Genomic DNA, 19,820 nt, shown 5'->3' with positions numbered 1-19,820 from the left:
TTTCCCTCTACAAGACAGGAACTCTTTAGATTCATGAAAGTAATTATCTCAGGCGGAGAATTATTCAATAAGGGCGCACAGTCCATGACGCTGTCAGTGGTTAGTGAAGTTCGTAAACGCTATCCAGATGCAGAAATAGCACTGTTGTCTGCCCCCGACGCAAGACGCTCTGCAACGGAGCTCCAATCTTATCGTTTCTCAGTGCTCCCTTGGGATTTGCGCATGAAGCTAAGAAAGTTTCCCTTAGCTGGATTATTTATTAAAAATAAATACTTTAGCGCTGAACAAGAAAAACGCATGTGGCAAACTGTTGAACAGGCAGATTTGGCCATCGATGTCAGTGGCTTTTGCTTGTCTTCGCAGTTTGGTACGGCGCGGATTGTGGACTATTTGACGAATTTATTCTTTTTCAAAAAGTCGGGTGTTAAGACAGTTTTATTCCCTCAATCATTTGGGCCATTCGCTTTTCAGGGAAAGTTTGCTGGTTTATTGATCCGTTACACCAAAAAATTAATGCAATACCCTGATAAGATTTTCGCCCGTGAGGTTGATGGACAAAAACACCTGAAACTGCTGGGAATAGAGAAAAATGTTTCAGTCGCTTTAGACACCGTGTTACAGACGTCAAAGCTTGAGAACGAGCTTGTTTTTAACGATATTCCTCAGAATAAACTACCGGAGTTGGCAAATAACTCGGTGTGTATTGTGCCGAACCAAAAAGTTTATGTAAAAAATAAAGGCAACTCCCTGACTGCACTTTATCAAGGTTTGATTGAGCAATTGCTTGCAGCAGGCAAAACGGTTTATCTTCTACGCCACTCTTTTGAAGATTTGGACATCATTACCCAACTCAAAGCGCTGTTTGCCGATGATGATAGAGTAGTCACTCTCGGAAACGATTTTAATGCCTTAGAGTTAACCGCGATCATCAACCAATCGCAGTTCCTGATTGCTTCTCGTTACCATGCTGTCGTGCATGCTTACAAGTGCAGAAAACCCTGCCTTGTCTTAGGTTGGGCGGTCAAATATCAAGAGCTAACACAACATTTTGAACAACAGCAGTACTGTTTTGACGTTCGGGAAAATATGGCTGTTGAGCAAATTGATAAAGCTTTAGCGTTCTTGCTAGAACATTATCAGGCAGAGTCAGACAAGCTGAACACATGTGCACAGCGATTGAAACTCGGTACCTTGTTTGATGAGGCGTTCTCTGTTGTCTAATTCACCCTCTGTATCAGTTGTTATTCCTACCTTTGGCAGACCCGATAAATTACTGGTGTCGATAAATACAGTCAGGCAACAGTCACGTGAGGATTGGGAGATGATCATTGTTGATGACAATGATCCATCATCTGAGCACCGGGCTGCGACGGCTCAATTACTGCAACAATTTGACGACCCGCGTATCAAATATGTTGCCCTCGCTAAAAACTCAGGCGCCTGTATTGCGAGGAATCAAGGTGTACAAGAAAGTCGCGCTGAACTAGTGGCTTTTTTGGACGATGATGACGTCTGGCGAAAAGACAAATTACAACATTGTATAGCGACGTTTCAACAAGACTCAGAACTGGGATTGTTAATCCACAACATTAAACAGGTGTACCGAGATAGGGTTACTTGTTTTGAATATCATGTAGATGGCAATTTCTACAATCACTTTCTCGCCGCAGCGGCTGGAGTATCCTGTTCTGCTATCATCGTTCGTAAATCTCTTTTTATGCGGGTTGGGGGCTTTGATCCAGACTTAGCAAGCTATCAAGATTTAGATCTCATGTTGCGAATGTCTGGTGCTTGTAAAGCCGATGTCCTGTCTGAGGTTTTACTTGAATATCAATTGTCGGATACAGGTATAACCTTCAATTTTGCGAAGAAGGTTGCCGGTGCACAGAGAATTCTGGATAAGTTCTACCTGAACGACGAGACAACTGCTGCGCAATCGGGTAAAAGAGTATTGTATTCTGCATTAGGGGATTACAATATGATGCTCGGTAATGCAGCGGCGGCTTTGCAAGCTTATCGCAAATTAGCCCATTGTGGTCAACCAGATAAAAAGTCCAGATTTAAATTAGTGCTTGCTCAAATGAACCTTACTTTTATTTTTAGGCTCCTGATCAATCTGAAAAAACGTTTTGCCTGAGAGTCGTCCCTGGAATTTACATGCTATGAAAGCGCTACTTAGAAAAATCTTATCACCTCATCACATTTTCACCATAAAATCTTACATTCTTTCCCTAAAACTGTTGATTTATCGGTTCTTTGGTTCTCAACGCTGGCTTAGCCGACTTTATTATGGCCTTTTCTCTTCCGAATTTGGCCGTGAATGCCAGTCAGTTTTACAGGGTAAGATCCGCTATCACGAGTCTCATCGCTCATATGACATGGGTAATAGTGCCCTGTTGCGGCGCAATGTTCATCGCCTCGAAAAAGGTCTGATTATGCAGCCCAGGAAGCCATCTTTTGCTGCCAACTATATTGAAGAAACTGTTCGTGCTTATGAGGGAATGTGCAGCAGTAGTGAGTTTTGTGGTGAAGAACGCAGTTGGGCTCACGACGTGCTAAATGCCTATTTTAACGTAGTGAAAGATACTCCGCCAATTAAAAGGGCGCGAGAGACTTTTCAAAGAATAGAGTCACTGGAGTTAAAAGCCTATATTCCTTATTCCCACTCCGACAAGACTAAAACGGATATCTCCACTGAGCAATTGCATAACCTGTTTTTGCAAAGACGTTCAACACGCTGGTTTAAACCAGATAATGTTGAGCAAGAGAAAGTAGATAAAGCCATTGAGTTAGCGTCTCTGGCACCTAGTGCTTGCAATCGCCAGCCATTTAGTTTTTATGTCGCTCAGGATCAAAAGGATGCTGTTGAGATTGCAAAAATGGCAGGGGGAACCGGCGGCTTCGCTGAAAATATACCTGTATTAATTGCCGTTGTGGGGGATTTATCTGCCTATCCATTTGAACGAGATCGTCACTTGATCTACATTGATGGCTCATTAGCCGCTATGCAATTAATGCTGGCGTTTGAAACATTGGGGTTGAGCACTTGCCCAATTAATTGGCCTGATGTAGAAGTTAGAGAGAAACAAATTATTAATAAACTTAAACTACAATGTGATCAACGAGTTATCATGCTTATTGCCGTAGGCTATGGTGACGGCGACGGTATGATACCGTTTTCCAGTAAGAAAACGGTGAGTAGTTTAAAAGTAGATGTATAAAATTAAGGATTCTAAATGAGAGTCACGGTTTTTGGTATCGGCTATGTGGGACTGGTTCAGGCTGCAGTGCTGGCGGATTTGGGTAATACAGTAACCTGTGTGGATATTGAACAGTCTAAGGTAGATGCACTGAAAGAGGGGCACATTCCTATATTTGAGCCAGGCCTTGAGCCGATGGTGAAGAACAATTATCGTGGAAAACGACTTTTGTTTACTACCGATGCAAAAACTGCCGTTGATAATGCCGAGGTCATATTTATTGCTGTAGGAACACCAATGGATCAAGACGGCTCTGCTGATTTACAGTATGTGTTAAAAGTCGCTGAGACCATTGGACAAAATCTTACTAATTACTCTGTTGTAGTCAACAAATCTACGGTTCCTGTGGGAACGGGTGACAAAGTTGAAGCGGTGATTAAAGAGCAGATTGACATACGAGGTTCAGACATTGACTTTGATGTGGTATCAAATCCTGAATTCCTAAAAGAAGGTGCAGCAATTGCAGATTGCTCTAAGCCTGACCGAATCATATTGGGCTCAAATAGTGCAAAAGCATTAGGGGTTATGCACAATCTTTATGCACCATTTAACCGAAATCACAAAAGAACCATTGTAATGGATCGTCGTAGTGCAGAGTTGACCAAATATGCTGCAAACTGCATGTTAGCTACTAAGATCAGTTTTATGAATGAAATGGCCAATATTGCTGAGCAAGTTGGAGCGGATATTGAAATGGTACGCAACGGCATTGGCTCTGATCCTCGCATTGGTTATCATTTTATTTACCCTGGTTGCGGCTACGGTGGCTCTTGCTTTCCTAAAGACGTTAACGCCTTAATTAAAACTTCTCTGGATCACGGCCATACGCCGCAAATCTTACAAAGCGTTGAGTCGGTAAACGCTGCTCAAAAGATAAAGTTGGAAGAAATGGTTTACCGCCATTATGGGACAAACCTGGCTGGCACGGTGATTGCTGTATGGGGAGGGACCTTTAAACCCAACACTGACGATATCAGAGAAGCACCAAGTTTAGTGGCTATGAGTGCATTATTGGAAAAAGGAGCAACAATCAGACTTTTCGATCCGATTGCCAATGAAGCATTATGTGCAAAGTTGGGCAATCCAGACAACCTGTTTACGCTCGACGATCCAATGGAAGCGCTCACTGGCTCTGATGGCTTAATGATATGCACAGAATGGAAGATGTTTAAGGCTCCGGACTTTAATCAGATTAAACAAAGTCTGAATCATCCAGTCATTTTTGATGGGCGAAACTTGTACGACCCTGAAACAATGACTGAACTCGGTATCGATTATTATGCCATCGGTAGAGGAAAATCAGTTAAAAGGTTCGATTGATATGACGAAAGTAACCAAAGCAGTAATACCTGTAGCCGGTCTGGGCACCAGAATGTTGCCAGCCACGAAAGCCATTCCCAAAGAAATGCTGCCGATTGTCGACAAGCCTCTTATCCAATACGTTGTTAGTGAATGTGTAAAAGCGGGTATCAAAGATATTGTCCTGGTAACCCATGCCAGTAAAAACAGTATCGAAAACCATTTTGATACCAGTTTTGAGTTAGAAGCTACGCTGGAAAAGCGCGTTAAACGTCAGTTATTGGAAGATGTGCAGGCTATCTGTCCACCGGGCGTAACCATTATGCACGTGCGTCAAGGGCATGCCAAAGGTCTTGGACATGCCATATTATGTGCAAAACCTTTAGTGGGAGATGCCCCTTTTGCTGTTGTATTACCTGATGTAATTATTGATGATGGCACGAGTGATCTGACGAAAGACAATCTAGCTGATATGGTAAAGCGTTTTGACAAAACAGGCGCTAGCCAGATTATGGTAGAGGCGGTCCCCATAGAGCTTGTGCATAAGTTTGGTGTGGTTGATCTCAATGGGGTAGAGCTGCACGAAGGCGAAACCGCAGAAATCACTCAGATGGTAGAAAAGCCACCTAAAGGAGAGGAGCCTTCTAATCTGGCCATTGTTGGTCGTTACGTATTGACTGCCGATATTTGGAAACAGCTAGAGCGCACCGCACCGGGCGCTGGTGATGAAATACAATTAACAGATGCCATTGCTGCTTTGATGGATAAGCAAACCGTAGAAGCTTACTTTATGAAGGGTAAGAGTCATGACTGTGGCAGTAAATTGGGGTACATGAAAGCCAATGTTGAATATGCATTGCGTCATCCGGAATTGGCCAAAGACTTTAAGGCATTTCTTGCCTCTCTAAATTGACTTGCCGTCAAAGATAACCATCAAAACGCGCCATCAGGCGCGTTTTTTATATCTATCCCATTAATAGTCATTCAATGAAGTTGATAATTAGACTTTGATCAACGACTCAAGACGCACAAATGCTTTTTGGCCGATGCCTTTAACATTCTGAATATCCTCAACAATCAGAAAGTCGCCGTACTGATTGCGATATTCAACAATGGCTTGTGCTTTTTTGGGACCAATGCCCGGCAGGTTTGTGAGCTGTTCAACCGTTGCCGTATTGAGGTTGAGTCTACTGATGGTCTGCACTGTATCGGCCGTTTCTGAATTAGCTTCGGTATTTGCCAGGGTAGGTTGGGATAGTAATGCGCCAGCGAGTAAAAATGCGATACTGGCTTGTTTAAACATGTCTTTCATAATTTTCTCCTTAATATTTAGATTCCATGATGAAGTGGCATAATTGCTTTCACTTCGGAGAAAATTACAACTCGAATCGCGATTGCATACAACTGTACCAAAGTACAGTTTTTAAGCAGAGGCCTATAAAAACAAAAACGGCCGACAAAATGCCGGCCGTTTAAACTTGCGGGGCGCTTAGACTCTGTCCAATACCGCTTGGGTGAATTCAGTGGTGCCATGGCTGCCACCTAAATCACGAGTAGTACGATCACCCGTCTCAATCACTTCTCTGAGCGCATTGCGCAGTTTCTCAGCTTTGTCACCCATTTCCAGGTAATCCAGCATTTGTGCTGCAGCCAGCATCACAGAAGTGGGGTTTGCCAGGTTCTTGCCGGCGATATCTGGTGCAGAACCGTGCACGGCTTCGAAAATTGCACAGTCCTGACCAATATTAGCACCTGGCGCCATACCTAAACCGCCCACAAGACCGGCACATAAATCTGACAGAATATCTCCAAACAGGTTAGTGGTTACCATCACGTCAAATTGGTGTGGATTCATTACCAGTTGCATACAGGTGTTATCAACAATCATTTCGGCTGATTCAATATCAGGATATTGTTCACCAATTTCTCTTGCCACTTTAAGGAACAAACCAGAAGTAGATTTCAAAATATTGGCTTTGTGAACCGCAGTTACCTTCTTGCGACCTTCGCGTCGCGCCAATTCGTAGGCAAAGCGCACGATCTGCTCAGCGCCTTTGCGGGTGATTTTACTCATGGCTTCAGCTTCTGAGCCATCGGGTGAAACCACTTGGCCAAGACCTGAGTACATGCCCTCAGTATTTTCGCGAATGGTGATAATATCGATATCTTCGTAGCGCGCCTTGGTGCCTTTAAAAGAGCGCACGGGGCGAACATTGGCGTATAAGTTAAATTGCTTGCGCAAGCTTACGTTGATCGAAGTAAAACCTTCACCTACCGGGGTGGTTAATGGCCCTTTCAAGGTAACCTTGTTTTTGGCGATCAAATCCAGGGTTTCTTGCGGTAATAATTCACCGTGGTTTTCCAAAGCCATTAAACCTGCATCAGCATAGTCATAGGCAAAATCACAGCCCAGTTTTTCTAAAACCTGAATTGTGGCATCTACGATGTCCGGACCAATACCGTCACCGCGAATAACAGTAATTCGTTGCGTCATTTAAATTTTCCCGATTAACTTAGGTTAAGCGACCAACACGCTCTTAAAGTGTAGTCTTAATTCCGACGAATTTTGAAATGAATAATTCGCGCACTTTATACCACTTTTTTGCTTGTTTAGCCATTTCCAAACAAGCACTTGTTGTGAATAGGCCAATAATTGTGGGAATTTTTCACCGTTTCTTGGCAAATGTCACGGTAGCTTCCCCTGTCTATCGCGAGTCTTTGACAATATTGTTGTAAATATTCATCAGAATCGAACTCCGGAGCTTCACCTTCGAAAAATAGTGAAGAAGCCAAATTGAGACTCAAGTTCAACAAGACATGGGGTAGGGAGCGTTTGGCTGTCGGTGGCAGGGATTGTTTCGCCAGTCCGTCTCGTAGGGCATCTCTTATTGCCTTATCTTGTGCCCAACTGCAAGCAAGTTTGTAGGCGTGTTGCCACAACATTTGAGGTTGTTTAAGCTGGATTTTGTGACTGTCTCTGGTGCTGTCGGTATTACTGTATTGCCAATGTTGTTTTAACTTTAATTCCCCATGGGTGAACAGTCCCGCTGCTGCGAAGTACACCCAACAACTGGCCTGTTCTGGTATAAACTTGGGGTGGCGCAAAGCGATGGCGTGTGCAAAGCTCGACCATAATTTAACGAATTGATAAATAATATCTTGCATCGGAAACCGATGCTGACTCAAGCGGCTGGTTAAGGCTTTTTCTACTAAAACGCTTTGGGTTCGCTCAAAGCCATGCATTAACAATCCATGTTTTACATTGTTAATGCGCAAATTAGCCCTCGATTGTTGGCTGGCTGTTAGCTGTAAGTGATCAGCAAAACTGGGCTCGGACTCTATCAGCGCAATCAACTGATCAATATCAATGTCTTGAGCGCTTAAATGTTCAATCACTGCCACAAGGGATTCCGGTGGCTTGTCCAGCCTGAAGCCACGGGCATAGATTTTTTGGCTGTCTGATACCTTATTAATGGTTTGCAATTCTTGCCATGCTTGTCCCCACCACTTATCAGCGAGCTTGATATTATTCAGGATGCCAGGGGCTGCAACTTTACGAATTTGAGACTCAGTGATGGCGCTAATCTCTTCATCATAATTTTTTAACGAGGCTGAATAGGTCAGGCAATAGAGCTCACTCTGGTGGCGTCCTAAATATAATGCCCTTTGGTTATCGCTCAACAATAGGGTCGATCCTGGAAGTATTGTACCAGGGTAGTCCATTAATGGTTCTATCAGGGATAGGGCGAAGCAATGGCAGGTCTGAGTTATTTTGACCATTGCTTTACTATAGCTAATAGCAGCCTTATCTGGTGCGCGGGTAACAAGTGACGCCATATACAATGTGACGCTCAAATAATCATTGTTGGGCGATACTGTGTTGCGGCATGTTACCAACCTCTGTAACTGGCTCATCGCTTTGGCACTGGTGTGTGTGAGTAGCTCCACCCAGATTTGCCGTTGATAGTGGCTTAAGGCTCGAATGAGTTGCGTCTTAATCTTGCTAAAATTGCATTCAGAATCTTCACTTTTTTGCCCGGCACGGGCTTCAATCTCGGGTTTTGCTGTAATGCACCAGGTAAGAACGCCGGATAGTATTTGCTGGGCTGTGGTGAGATTGAAGTTATTGCGCAACAGCAACAAGCCACAGAATACCAGGCTGTTAAATTGAAAATTATAAAAGTAATTTAAATTAGATTTGTTGTAGTGTAGTTGAGCCAGCAAAGGGGCCGGATAATTGATTAAGGTTTCCAGAAAGCGTTCGCAAAACAACTCGGTTTGTTCCACATGACTGGCGCTTACATCTTGTTTTTCAAAACGGATATCCAGCTTTATCAGCGTTTTGTAAAGCTCAGCAATGCGCGCTGAGCTTGGTATCTTGTGAGTCGTTGTGGAACTATTGGTTACCGGATCAGAACGCATTCTCAAATTGTTTTTCAGCCTTTTCTCCTAAGGCTACCAACTTGTCATTTTTAAACAAGAGTGGTGTGCATTCATCTTGAGAAGTAATACCATCTGCCCGTTTGTGTTGGGTGCGGTAATACATAACTTGAATTTTGTCCTCTCCGGACATTTTTGCTTCGCTAATGTCTGGACCACCTAACATGGTCAGTATGTCTTTGTGATAAAAATCCTTTTCCATAGCGATCTCTGATATTTTTTCGATTTGGACCTTATTGTAATCCTGGCGATCTTCCCAGCCCATTGTCTCCGGTTTATCCGGAAAGTAATTAAATACGCCAACAAAAAATGCGATGTATAGGGCCAACGCAATGGCAATGCCTTTGATGATCTTCATAGATAGCGATAATTCTCGTCTTTAACTCAGCGGAAATTTTAACCAAAATAGCCTGGCAATTGAACGCTGTTAATCGCGCAATTCAGGTCGTTAAACTCAGCATTTGCTCAGGAAACCACCTGGTAGCAGGGAACATAAGGTTCACCACCGGGGATTTTCATGCGGTCTTGTGCCACAAAAGAAACCAACAAATCATCCATCATAGCCATTAGCGTTTTATCGCCGTTGAGCTTGAAGGGGCCATGACGCTCAATTTCGGCAACCCCTTCAGCTTTTACATTACCAGCAACAATGCCTGAAAAAGCCCGGCGCAAAGCCGCTGCCAGCGAAGCTTTTGGTTGGTCAAAGTGCAAGTCCAAAGCTGCCATATTGGCGTGATTAGGTGCAAAAGGCTGTTGAAACTCGGGCTCAATTCTCAACGCCCAGTTAAAGTGGTATGAATCGCCGATATTTTTGCGGAATTCCTTAACTTCGTTCTGCTGTGCCTTAATATAGCGTGCTACCTCTACGGGATCATCCACGATGATGCGGTAAAGAGATTGTGCCTCTGGCCCAAGGGTTTTGGCAACAAAGTTGTCGATGGCTTCGAAATAGCCGGCGCTTTCTTTGGGGCCAGTTAATACGATAGGCAGTACTTGTTGCTGGTTTTTTTCATGCAACATGATACCCAATAAATACAGTAACTCTTCTGATGTACCGACGCCTCCGGGGAAAATGACAATGGCATGGGCCATTCGCACAAAGGCTTCTAAGCGTTTTTCAATATCAGGCATGATCACCAACTCGTCCACTATGGGGTTGGGTGGCTCTGCTGCTATGATGCTGGGCTCGGTAAGTCCGAGATAACGCCCCGTAGTGATGCGTTGTTTTGCGTGACCAATCGTAGCGCCTTTCATAGGCCCTTTCATTGCTCCGGGACCACATCCGGTACAAATATTCTGGCCTCTTAGGCCTAATTGATAGCCCACTTCCTTTGTGTATTTGTATTCGATATCACCGATAGAGTGACCACCCCAGCAGACTACCATATTGGGCTCATTTTGTGACGCCAAAGCGCGGGCATTGCGCAACATATCAAAGACTGCATGGGTGACATGGCTGGAGTCTGTAAAGTCCAGTTCATGGCTTTCCAGTTTAACACCCATGTAAATCAAGTCGCGTAATACTGCAAACAGGTGTTCGTGCACGCCCTGAATCAGCTGGCCATCAACAAATGCCAGTTGTGGTGGGTTGATCAATTCAATTTTGACACCGCGTTCTCGGCGTATCAGATTGACTTCAAAGTCTTGATAGGGCTCAAACATTTGTTTGAAGTCATCAATTTCTGCACCACTGTTGAGTACAGCGAGACAGCAGTTTCTGAATAAGGTGTGCAATTCTCTATTATTAGTAAAGTTCAGGCGATCAACTTCAAGCTGAGAAAGTTGGCTCATAGGGCCAAGTGCATTTAATTGGACTGATGTCATTGTTATCCTTGAATGATGATACAGCGATTCCGACCACTATTTTTGGCCTCGTAAAGCGCTTTGTCTGCGCGTTCAAACGCTGTAGCAATGGTATCACCTTGGGTAAATTCTGTGGCACCGATTGAGGCGGTGATACTGACATTGCGATCTTTAAATTTGAATGGGATCTTTTGAATCTGTTTACGAATGGTTTCCAGTGGTTTTTTCACCTGAGCTATCGGTGTTTGCGGTAACAGCACCACAAACTCCTCACCGCCCCAGCGGGCAAAAAAGTCTGTATTACGTAAGCACTTACTTATGTTTTGAGCTATGACCTGTAAGGTTTTGTCACCTGCGGCATGACCAAAATTATCATTGATTTTCTTAAAGTGGTCGATATCGACGACCGCCAGACAAATCGGATGCTTATGGCGCTTCCAGCGGCGATATTCCAGTTCTACGCGTTCGTTGTATGCATTGCGGTTTGGTACTTGCGTAAGAGAGTCTCGATAACTGTGGTACTTTTGCTCTAATAAGCGTTGTTTGTAGGCTTCAGTTTCCCTCTCTAACGTTGCCAGTTGTGCCTTCATGCTGGACAACAGTTCCATTACTGATACCTGCTCTTCTTTGTCCTGCATTTCTCTGGAGGTTAAGGTGGTTGCCATTTTATCCAACATTTCGTTGGCTTGTTGCTTTAAAATGGCCAAATCTATAGCGTTGTGAACCTCAATACCAAAATCATCTATTTGTGAGCGCAGCGCTTTGGAGTTGTCTAATTTTATCTGGTATTGTTGCTCAGAAGATTTTATGGAAGCTTCTACTTTTTGCCCCACTCCCGTGAGGGATTTTTGCAGTTTGTGGACGTAGCGCTCCGCTTGCTTGCGCTCCTGCAGCAACTCATCAGTTAGAGTACGCAATACTACCAGACAGCATTGCATCAATTCTTGACGACTTAATCCACCTTCTAATTGCTCGGCAATATCTTTAAGTGCTTGCTCCTGCGGCGAAGAGGCTATCAACTGGGCAATGAGTTCTTTAAATTCTCGAGTAATTTGCTCATGTAGCTCTTGGGTAATGCCGGCATTGTCTGCGGCTTCACTATTATTGAGAGGATGGGCTTCAATAAGTGCAAATAATAATTCTGCCCCTTTGCGAAAATGATGAGAAACAGCCCCCAGGGACATAGAGCTGCTGTTCAATTCAATGATGTAGTCGTTTAATAGCTGCTTGAATTCAACATCGGCAGTGCCGCTGTTTAACACCTGGTTGGCCAACGTCTCAAGGCCACTAACAGCCTCGTGATTGAATGAGCGAAGTGCATCGGCATGTTTCAGTATCGGACCTGTTAATTCACTGATAGAGGCTTCAGCCTGCAACCAATGGCTAGAAGACTTTAGCTGATTTCTCAACGTGTGCAGTTTTGTATCAATCTCCGGAAAGCCGCCGTCATAGACTTTGGTTAGCCGAATAATAAACTCACTGAGATTTGCAACTTGATGTTTCAGCAGTCTGATTTGCTTTTGCTGGTTTTCCACTAGATTTCCTGTACCACTTCTCGCGCCCTCCATGCTTGCTTTGCTCCTCAATGGTTCTGCTTTGCGGGAGGGGTCCATTCACAATGCTATTGTTAGCATAATTCTGGCTATCTTGACAGTGTAGTGCAAAGATTACCTTGCCGAATTAAAGATTATTGTCTGATCAGTCTCAGATTAGCCATAGATTCCGTCTCGGTGCTACGTATAGGGTTGATATCCAGACCACCCCGGCGAGTGTAGCGTGCCAATACGGTTAGCTTTTGCGGCCGACACTGCGCCATTAAATCACAGAAAATACGCTCGACACATTGCTCGTGAAATTCATTATGCTCCCGGAAGGAGATAATATATTCCAGCAATGCTGCTTCATCAATTAACGGGCCTTGATAACTGATGTATAAGCTTCCCCAATCTGGCTGATTGGTGATCAGGCAATTTGATTTCAATAAATGGCTCACCAGTGTTTTTTCTACTGTTTGTTCAGAGTCGACCTTGAGCAGACTTGCATCAGGTTGATAATGGGTGACTTCGATGTCTAAATCATCAATGCATTCACCCGGAAGCTCTACTACGGGTAAATTGCTGGCAGATAAGTCTTGCATAGTGACAGATACGTCGCCGCCAGCAACCAGACTTAGGTCTTTAATGAGTTTTTGATGAACTTCTTCACTCGAATGGAATCGAGATTGGTTAAAGCTATTCAGATACAGCTTGAAGGACTTCGACTCAATAATATTGGGGGTGGTGGCAGGCACCTTGCATTCTAACAGGGCCACCATGGGCTTGCCTTTGTGGTTTAACCAAGAGAACTCGTAAGCATTCCACAGATCTTCACCTTTGAAAGGCACCGTATCACCAATCCCAAGAGGATTTCTGTTTAAGCTTCTGGGCACTGCCTCCAAAACGCTGGGGTCGTAGGTGCTGGGATAATCAACGGTTTTGCCGAGGGCTAGGGCATTTAGCGATTCCTGGTAGAGGTCTTTAGTCATTATTTGTTAATCTGTATGGATACTCATTTAATTTTAAATTTGCTGGCCAGATATGACAACCAACATCCTCTCTCGAATTGATCAATTCGTAATCCACTGGTGTGAATTTCAACAAGCCCATCATCATGACTTGCTAATAGAACAGGATCCTGAATGGATTTCTCCCGCAGAACAAGGTTCAGCTAACAGCGATGGCGAAGTGATCTGGGGGCCTGCACTGCAGCCACCATCTAACAACCTTCAGGCGCTGGTGGACGGTCTGGAAGTTACCCCAAATCCTGAACTGGAAGCTTATTTTACGCGTTATTTTAGTGATAACCTGGATGCTGAAACCGAGCGGGGTAGGTTGCAATTGTTAATGCCCTGGAACCAAGATGATTTTGTGCGCTTACAACAAAACCTGATTGCTCACGTGATGATGAAACGTCGTTTGCGACAACAAGAGACGCTGTTTTTTGCGGTCACCGATGAAGAAGATTTCATCATTTCGGTGTTAAACCAAACTGGTGAAGTGGTGCTGGAACAGGTAGGTAAAGAGCCAAAAGAGGTTTTGGCTGGTAGTCTTAGCGAGTTTTTTACTCAGCTAAGACCATTGCCTTACCGGAGCGTTGCTTAATCTTTTTGCTCAAGCACAGCAAGGCGCTTTTCAAGCGCCTCAATTCTTGTTTCCAACTCCATTATTTTTTGTGCTTCCGATGATTCGTTGGGTTTCGTAACGCTTTCCGTATTAGCCGGGGGCGCATCTACCACTGCCTGTGGTTGTTGTTTGCAATATTGCACTGCCTGAATAATTGCAGGTAACGGCGTTTTTACCGGCAAGCGGGCTTTTAGCATACCAACCGAGACCGGTTTACCACTTTTTATCAATTGCTGACAAACAGCAAGCACCTCGGGGGACACATTTTACTCCAATTAAATTGATACTGCATAAACTAACACTGCAGGCATATTATCATGTTCACGGGGTTATAGAATAATCCGGAAAATACTTATCTGTGATACGCTGACAATAATCCATAGATACTTTAACCGGCCCGGCTTTTACCGTGGGCTGCAGTCGTTCAGGATGACGGCCCATACCCGATAAAATGCAATACCAAGAGGGGCGCAAATAAACCAGGTCTTCTTCGATGACTTTCAACGCAGCCTCAAAGTCTTCACCTCTATCCCAGGCTTTCAACAGGTACTTAATATTGTCTGACACAATCGTTTCTTCCCGCGCGTCAACCCAGTATTGAGAGTCTTTTCGGGAATTTAATATGTAATGCAAGGACACATAGTCCTTTACGCCGTCAAACAAGCGATTCATCTCTTTGTTGTAGCGCATCATGTCGTGGCCAGAGAAGCTACCTGACTCCAGAATCAAAGATAGATTTTGAATGGCGAACTGTACCAACATTAAGGCGGTAGCCTCCAGAGGTTCGATAAATCCCTGAGAGAGTCCGATAGCCACACAGTTTCCGCCCCAATGCTCCTCCAGGCGACCTACCTTCATTTTCAAATGCCGTGCTTCAACTTCGGCATTTGGCGAGAGTCCCAATGTCTGTTTTAGCTCATCTTCCGCGTCTTTTGCTGTGGTATGTCGCGAACTATATACATAACCATTTCCCCAACGCGAGGTAAGGGGAATTTGCCACATCCAGCCATTTTTCAATGCCAGCGAGCGAGTTTGTGCTTTGAACTTATGGGGCGATTTCGTCGGCGTTTGAATAGCTACCGCTGCGTCATTAAATAACACGTCGCTATAACTGACAAATTTTCGCTTCAAGGTTTTTTGTGCCAACAGAGATTGAAATCCCGAACAGTCCACAAAGAAGTTGGCTACCAGTTTAAGCCCGGTATCTGTCATTACACTTTTCAATTTTCCCTTGCTGTCGGTTCCGACACTGGTGACATTGGCCACATGGTGTTTCACCCCATTGGACTTGGCCTTGTCTCTCAGAAAGTGCCCTAATTTAGTGGCATCAAAATGATAGGCATAATCTACCTGTATATCTGGCGCTTGTGCCAATACAGGGCTTTTGAAGCGTTCGGCTATGTATGCTGCCGTAAAATAATTATCGGGGTTGGCGTTAGCTTCGAAACCACGTCGTCGTAACCCGCAGTTATAGAAAAACATTTCAGCAGGCTTTTTATCAAACTCATTGAAAAAGGGGTGAAAGTAGCTTTCATAACCAGATTCATGGCTCCAGTCATCAAAGCGGATCCCCGACTTATATGTAGCGTCGGTTTGCGCCATCCATTCTTTTTCCGGGATATCCAAACTATCAAAAAACTGTTTGAGATACGGCGTGGAGCCTTCACCGACGCCCACCGTGCCGATATCCTGTGATTCCACCAATGAGATACTAACACCAGTAGGTAGTCTGGAAGACAGATAGAGGGCTGTCATCCATCCGGCAGTGCCGCCACCTACAATGAGAATTGAATTGATCATAGTTTTTCGCCGTTATTCGCTTATTTTTGTCGATTCCCTTACCACAAGTTCTGGTTCGAAATATTGATTGTCTATTTTTTCTTTATCGCCCTTGCGCTTGTTTTTTATAGTGCGAATTAGCAGGGAAGTGGCCTGCCTTGCTATCAGACTGGTGGGCTGGGCTGCAGTAGTGAGCTTGGGCCAGGTTTGGCGAGAAAATGGGTTGTCCTCAAAACCAGCGATAGCCACGTCTTTTGGTACATCAAAATTCATCAGTCTCGCTGCGAACAAGGCGCCGGCCGCAATTTCATCATTACAGGCAAAGATCGCACTCGGTGGCTGCTTTAACGATAACAGCTGTTTAGCGCCTTCTACGCCCGCTTCAAAAGAATATCTGCCATCAATAATGAGGGATTTATCTGCTTTCAGTTGGTGTTTATTCAATGCCGATTTATAACCTTGCAATCGTTCATCCGTGGATTGGTGATCCTTGTCCCCGGTTATAAAACCGATGCGTTTGTGGGCAACGCTGATGAGATGCTCTGTGATCTTTTCACTGGCACTTCGGTCATTTATCAGCACGCAAGGCCCGCCGGTTTTTTTGTCATTGGCGCCAGACAAAATTCGCACGTATTGCATGTTAATCTCATCCAGCGCAGAAAGAACTTCCGGCATTTCTGAGAGGGGCGGTGACAGCACTAAACCCGCAAGCTGCGAGCGACGCACCATGTCTTTGACTTCATTCACGATATGCTCATTGGAAGCGTCGCAGGGGTGAATAATCAATTCAAAACCATTGCTGAGGCACTCTTTCAGTATGCCATTTTGCATATCAATTACATAATAGGCGTTGGGGTTATCGTAGATATAACCAATAGCAAAAGATTGTGTGGCGGCGAGATTTCGGGCCGAGCTATTGGGTTGATAGTTCAACTCTGCAATCGCAGCCTGAACCTTACTTTCGGTATCAGGCTTAACTGAATCTTCCTTATTGATAACTCGGGATACTGTTTTTATGGATACGCCGGCCAGTTTTGCGACGTCTTTTATTGTAGCTTTCAAAAAATCCCCTGAATGCGTATTCGCTTTGCAATGCTTATAGGTACTACTGTTACAGCAGTTTTGTAAACGGATTGTAACGACTTAGCTAAAAAAAAAGCAATTAAATGGTTGCAAAGCTAAAAATGTTAGATTAATGTTACGGGAAATTGACAACGTTGTCATTCCTTTTTAGCAGTTTTAACAGGAAGCCAAGAGACGACCGAGTCATAATTTTTTAAATCGAAATGACAACGTTGTCAAAATGATAAACAGAGGAACGGGGAAATGAACACAACCAATCTTAACAGGCTGTCTTATGGCATTAAGGTGGCGCTTGCTGCTGGCTCCTTGAGTCTGGTGGCCCAACCTGCATTTGCGCAGGAAGAAGCGGCCGATAATGTCGAAACTATCCAGGTTACCGGTATCCGCGGTAGTCAAAAAGCCAATATCAATGCCAAGCGCTTTTCTAACGCCATTGTTGATGCGATCAATGCCGAAGACATTGGTAAGTTCCCTGATAAAAACGTGGCAGAGTCATTGTCTCGTATTCCCGGTATCACTATTGATCGCGACTTTGGTGAAGGACAGAGTGTTACCATTCGTGGTTCAAGACCAGATCAAAACCTGACCTTGATCAACGGTCAGGCTGTGGGCACTGCTCAATGGTTTGTTCTGGATACCGCAGGCCGTAACTTCAACTTTGAAATGCTGGCTTCTGAGATGGTAGCCGGATTAGAAGTGTACAAATCAGCACAAGCTGACATTGATGAAGGTGCGATTGGCGGTACTGTTATTCTGCGCACTCGTAAGCCTTTGGACCTGGAGTCTGGTACCATGCAAGCCTCCGTTGAAGCACAGTACAATGATTTATCTGAGGATACAGATCCTTCTTTTTCTGGGCTATACAGCTGGAAAAACGACGCAGAGACTTTTGGTGTATTAGTTTCCGCTTCTTTCCAGGAGCGTTCGGTTCGTCGTGAAACTAACGAAGACTTCGGTTGGTTTGGTCCAACGGTTGACCGCATCGAACCCGCTCTTGAAGCACCTGCGGGGGCATCGCAAAAAGGCGCTTTACCTTGGGGTATGGGCTCAGCATTGTTTGAACAAGACCGCGAGCGCATTGGTTACGATATTACCGCTCAATGGGCACCAAGTGACGACCTGGATTTAACTCTACATTATCTTAGCTCGACGCTGAAAGCTGATAACGTGAATTCAAACTTAATTGGTATTCCTTTCCGGGGCTTGTTTGCAATGGGAGATAATCCTAACCCAGGTACAGTAAACAGCGACGCTGTTGTTGAGAGTTTACAAGTATTTGGCGTGGATAACCGTCTAGGTTGGGCCCGTCACATCGCTTACGATAATATCTTCCGTGATGGCTCAGAAGCCTCTACTGAATTGTTGGATTTTGAAGGTAATTACAACACTGAGTCAGGCAAGTTGCATTGGCAAATCGGTCGTACTGTAGGTGAAGGTACTAACAATGACTTCTTTACCGAGTTCTGGGTAGATCACACTGATCCACGCGCTGCCTTTGATTTTTATAATCCGGGTGGTACTAATCCTTACATTGATTTCACCGGCCCTAGCCCCTGGTTGCAAAATCCGGGCGACGAAATGTGGTTGGGTGGTATTTTCGACCAGGCCAATATCTCTGAAGATAAAGAGAACTATCTGCAGTTGGATTACACTCATGAAGTCAATTTGGGCGCCGTTACCAGCATCAAGTCTGGTATTAAGTTACGCGACCGTTCTTTCACACAAGACCGTTACCGCACCAGTCTTAATAATCTGGCGGCAGTAGGAGAGGGCAGCTTAGGTCCTGCAAGTCAGTTTTGGTCAGGTGACATGGTAAATGTTTCTCACAGCAATACTAATGGTGTTGCCGCTTCTTATTTCATGCCAGACAGAGATGCAATGTATAACGCACTATATGCCGTTGCTGAGTGTACTGGTGGCGAAACTGGACTGTGCCGTAATAATGATGTGTTCTTAAGTGACGCGTCGTACGAGGTGAAAGAAGACATCACTGCGCTTTATACCATGGCAAATTTCGAAGATGAAAATCTACGTGGTAATGTCGGTTTGCGTTACGTGAGTACTGATCAAGACTCTAACGGTTATGATCTGGCCGATGGCTCAGCGCTAACTCGCTCTGGTGATTACTCCGCCTGGTTACCCAGCTTGAACTTGTCTTATGACCTCACCGATGATCTGGTATTGCGGGCTGCGGCAGGCAAGTCTATTGCTCGTCCTACACCGTTCCAGTTGTCTGCATCTTACAACCTGACGCCTGAAACCAGCTCAGGTTCGGCGGGTAATCCAGATTTGAAACCTGAACGTGCTACAAGCTTTGAGTTTGGTCTTGAGTGGTATTTCAGCGATGCTTCGTTGTTCTCTGCCACCATGTTCGCCAAAGACTTATCAGATATCGTGATATCTAAAATTGTCGCTGCAGAGGTCAATGGTGTTCAAATCAACCAGCTTAACACGCCAATCAATGCCGGTACGGCGACAGTTGAAGGTATTGAAGTACAACTGCAGCACGCCTGGGACAATGGCTTCGGTGGTTACGTTAACTTCACCTACAATGATGTAAGTGATATTAAAGACGGCGGCAACCTGATTGGCTTGCCGTTTAACTCCAGAGAGTCCTATAACGCTGGCGTTTATTATGAAAACGACATTTATAGTGCGCGTTTGAACTATACCTATCGTTCAGAGTACTTCCTTGCCGTCACTGAATTTGGCAATCGCTATCGCGATGATCAATCCCAGTTAGACGCTCAGTTCAGCTGGAACGTGACAGAAGAGATCAGCCTGAAATTTGAAGCGTTAAATATCACCGATGAAATTTGGGAGAACTACTACGAGCGTGCCACAGATGGTCATCGCGTGGGTGGTACCCAAAGTGCCAATGGCCGACGCTTTTACGCAGGAGCCAGCTTTAAGTTCTAAAGTGTGTCTGTCTGGTTGATTTTATAGGGATATAAATGACACTGACATTGTGTGTTGCTGGCCCGGCAGCGGGGGT

The 19,820-nt window shown here is 44.6% G+C and carries 17 protein-coding genes; 7 read left to right on the top strand and 10 right to left on the bottom strand.

Translation table 11 applies throughout. The features are described 5' to 3' along the window. The first annotated feature begins 33 nt into the window (after positions 1-33). Genes AABA75_RS16060 through galU form a run of 5 tightly spaced genes read left to right on the top strand, consistent with a single transcriptional unit; the run spans position 34 to position 5,472 of the window. Positions 34-1,221 (top strand): polysaccharide pyruvyl transferase family protein, encoded by a 1,188-nt coding sequence (locus AABA75_RS16060; protein ID WP_338293717.1) that lies wholly within the window; start codon positions 34-36, stop codon positions 1,219-1,221. Continuing rightward, positions 1,214-2,137: a glycosyltransferase family 2 protein gene (locus AABA75_RS16055; protein WP_338293716.1), complete on the top strand. Its 924-nt coding sequence runs from the start codon at positions 1,214-1,216 to the stop codon at positions 2,135-2,137. The genes AABA75_RS16060 and AABA75_RS16055 overlap by 8 nt, the downstream gene beginning before the upstream one ends. Before the next feature lie 25 nt (positions 2,138-2,162). Then, on the top strand, positions 2,163-3,221 hold the full coding sequence (locus AABA75_RS16050; RefSeq protein WP_338293714.1) for a nitroreductase family protein: 1,059 nt from the start codon (positions 2,163-2,165) through the stop codon (positions 3,219-3,221). 15 nt (positions 3,222-3,236) lie between these two features. After that, entirely contained in the window at positions 3,237-4,580 is a 1,344-nt protein-coding gene (locus tag AABA75_RS16045; protein ID WP_338293713.1) for a UDP-glucose dehydrogenase family protein, read from the top strand. A 1-nt stretch (position 4,581) separates the two neighbouring features. Next, on the top strand, positions 4,582-5,472 hold the full coding sequence (galU, locus tag AABA75_RS16040) for a UTP--glucose-1-phosphate uridylyltransferase GalU (RefSeq protein WP_338293711.1): 891 nt from the start codon (positions 4,582-4,584) through the stop codon (positions 5,470-5,472). Between the two features lie 87 nt (positions 5,473-5,559). On the opposite strand, the gene AABA75_RS16035 is transcribed toward galU, so the two are convergent. The 7 genes from AABA75_RS16035 to queF form a co-directional block, all read right to left on the bottom strand. Further along, on the bottom strand, positions 5,560-5,871 hold the full coding sequence (locus AABA75_RS16035) for a ComEA family DNA-binding protein (RefSeq protein WP_338293709.1): 312 nt from the start codon (positions 5,869-5,871) through the stop codon (positions 5,560-5,562). A 177-nt stretch (positions 5,872-6,048) separates the two neighbouring features. Further along, positions 6,049-7,053 (bottom strand): isocitrate dehydrogenase, encoded by a 1,005-nt coding sequence (locus tag AABA75_RS16030; protein WP_338293708.1) that lies wholly within the window; start codon positions 7,051-7,053, stop codon positions 6,049-6,051. A gap of 116 nt (positions 7,054-7,169) precedes the next feature. After that, positions 7,170-8,987, bottom strand: coding sequence for a hypothetical protein (locus AABA75_RS16025; RefSeq protein ID WP_338293706.1), 1,818 nt, complete (start codon positions 8,985-8,987; stop codon positions 7,170-7,172). Next, a complete protein-coding gene (locus AABA75_RS16020; RefSeq protein WP_338293704.1) occupies positions 8,971-9,357 on the bottom strand; it encodes a DUF3192 domain-containing protein in 387 nt (128 codons plus the stop codon). The genes AABA75_RS16025 and AABA75_RS16020 overlap by 17 nt, the downstream gene beginning before the upstream one ends. Positions 9,358-9,464: 107 nt before the next feature. Then, a complete protein-coding gene (gene ppnN, locus AABA75_RS16015; protein ID WP_338293702.1) occupies positions 9,465-10,823 on the bottom strand; it encodes a nucleotide 5'-monophosphate nucleosidase PpnN in 1,359 nt (452 codons plus the stop codon). Between the two features lie 2 nt (positions 10,824-10,825). After that, on the bottom strand, positions 10,826-12,370 hold the full coding sequence (locus AABA75_RS16010) for a GGDEF domain-containing protein (protein ID WP_338293701.1): 1,545 nt from the start codon (positions 12,368-12,370) through the stop codon (positions 10,826-10,828). Positions 12,371-12,489: 119 nt separating this feature from the next. After that, the gene (queF, locus tag AABA75_RS16005) at positions 12,490-13,326 is read right to left on the bottom strand and encodes an NADPH-dependent 7-cyano-7-deazaguanine reductase QueF (RefSeq protein ID WP_338293700.1); all 837 of its coding nucleotides are present in this window, start codon (positions 13,324-13,326) and stop codon (positions 12,490-12,492) included. 52 nt (positions 13,327-13,378) lie between these two features. Between queF and syd the strand changes: the two genes are divergently transcribed. Next, the gene (syd, locus tag AABA75_RS16000; protein WP_338293699.1) at positions 13,379-13,942 is read left to right on the top strand and encodes a SecY-interacting protein; all 564 of its coding nucleotides are present in this window, start codon (positions 13,379-13,381) and stop codon (positions 13,940-13,942) included. Here the strand turns inward: syd and AABA75_RS15995 are convergent. The 3 genes from AABA75_RS15995 to AABA75_RS15985 are packed head-to-tail and all read right to left on the bottom strand — an operon-like array spanning position 13,939 to position 16,804. Continuing rightward, positions 13,939-14,226 (bottom strand): hypothetical protein, encoded by a 288-nt coding sequence (locus AABA75_RS15995; protein ID WP_338293697.1) that lies wholly within the window; start codon positions 14,224-14,226, stop codon positions 13,939-13,941. The two genes, syd and AABA75_RS15995, sit on opposite strands and share 4 nt — an antisense overlap. A 58-nt stretch (positions 14,227-14,284) precedes the next feature. After that, a complete protein-coding gene (locus tag AABA75_RS15990; protein ID WP_338293695.1) occupies positions 14,285-15,763 on the bottom strand; it encodes a tryptophan halogenase family protein in 1,479 nt (492 codons plus the stop codon). Positions 15,764-15,775: 12 nt separating this feature from the next. Further along, entirely contained in the window at positions 15,776-16,804 is a 1,029-nt protein-coding gene (locus tag AABA75_RS15985; protein ID WP_338293693.1) for a LacI family DNA-binding transcriptional regulator, read from the bottom strand. A 264-nt stretch (positions 16,805-17,068) separates the two neighbouring features. Here AABA75_RS15985 and AABA75_RS15980 point away from each other — a divergent pair, with 264 nt between their 5' ends. Next, positions 17,069-19,744, top strand: a complete 2,676-nt coding sequence (locus AABA75_RS15980; protein WP_338293691.1) for a TonB-dependent receptor — start codon at positions 17,069-17,071, stop codon at positions 19,742-19,744. Positions 19,745-19,820 lie beyond the last annotated feature (76 nt).

It is taken from the genome of Planctobacterium marinum (assembly GCF_036322805.1).
Lineage (GTDB): Bacteria > Pseudomonadota > Gammaproteobacteria > Enterobacterales > Alteromonadaceae > Planctobacterium > Planctobacterium marinum_A.
This window is presented reverse-complemented; position numbering and strand designations above follow the sequence as displayed.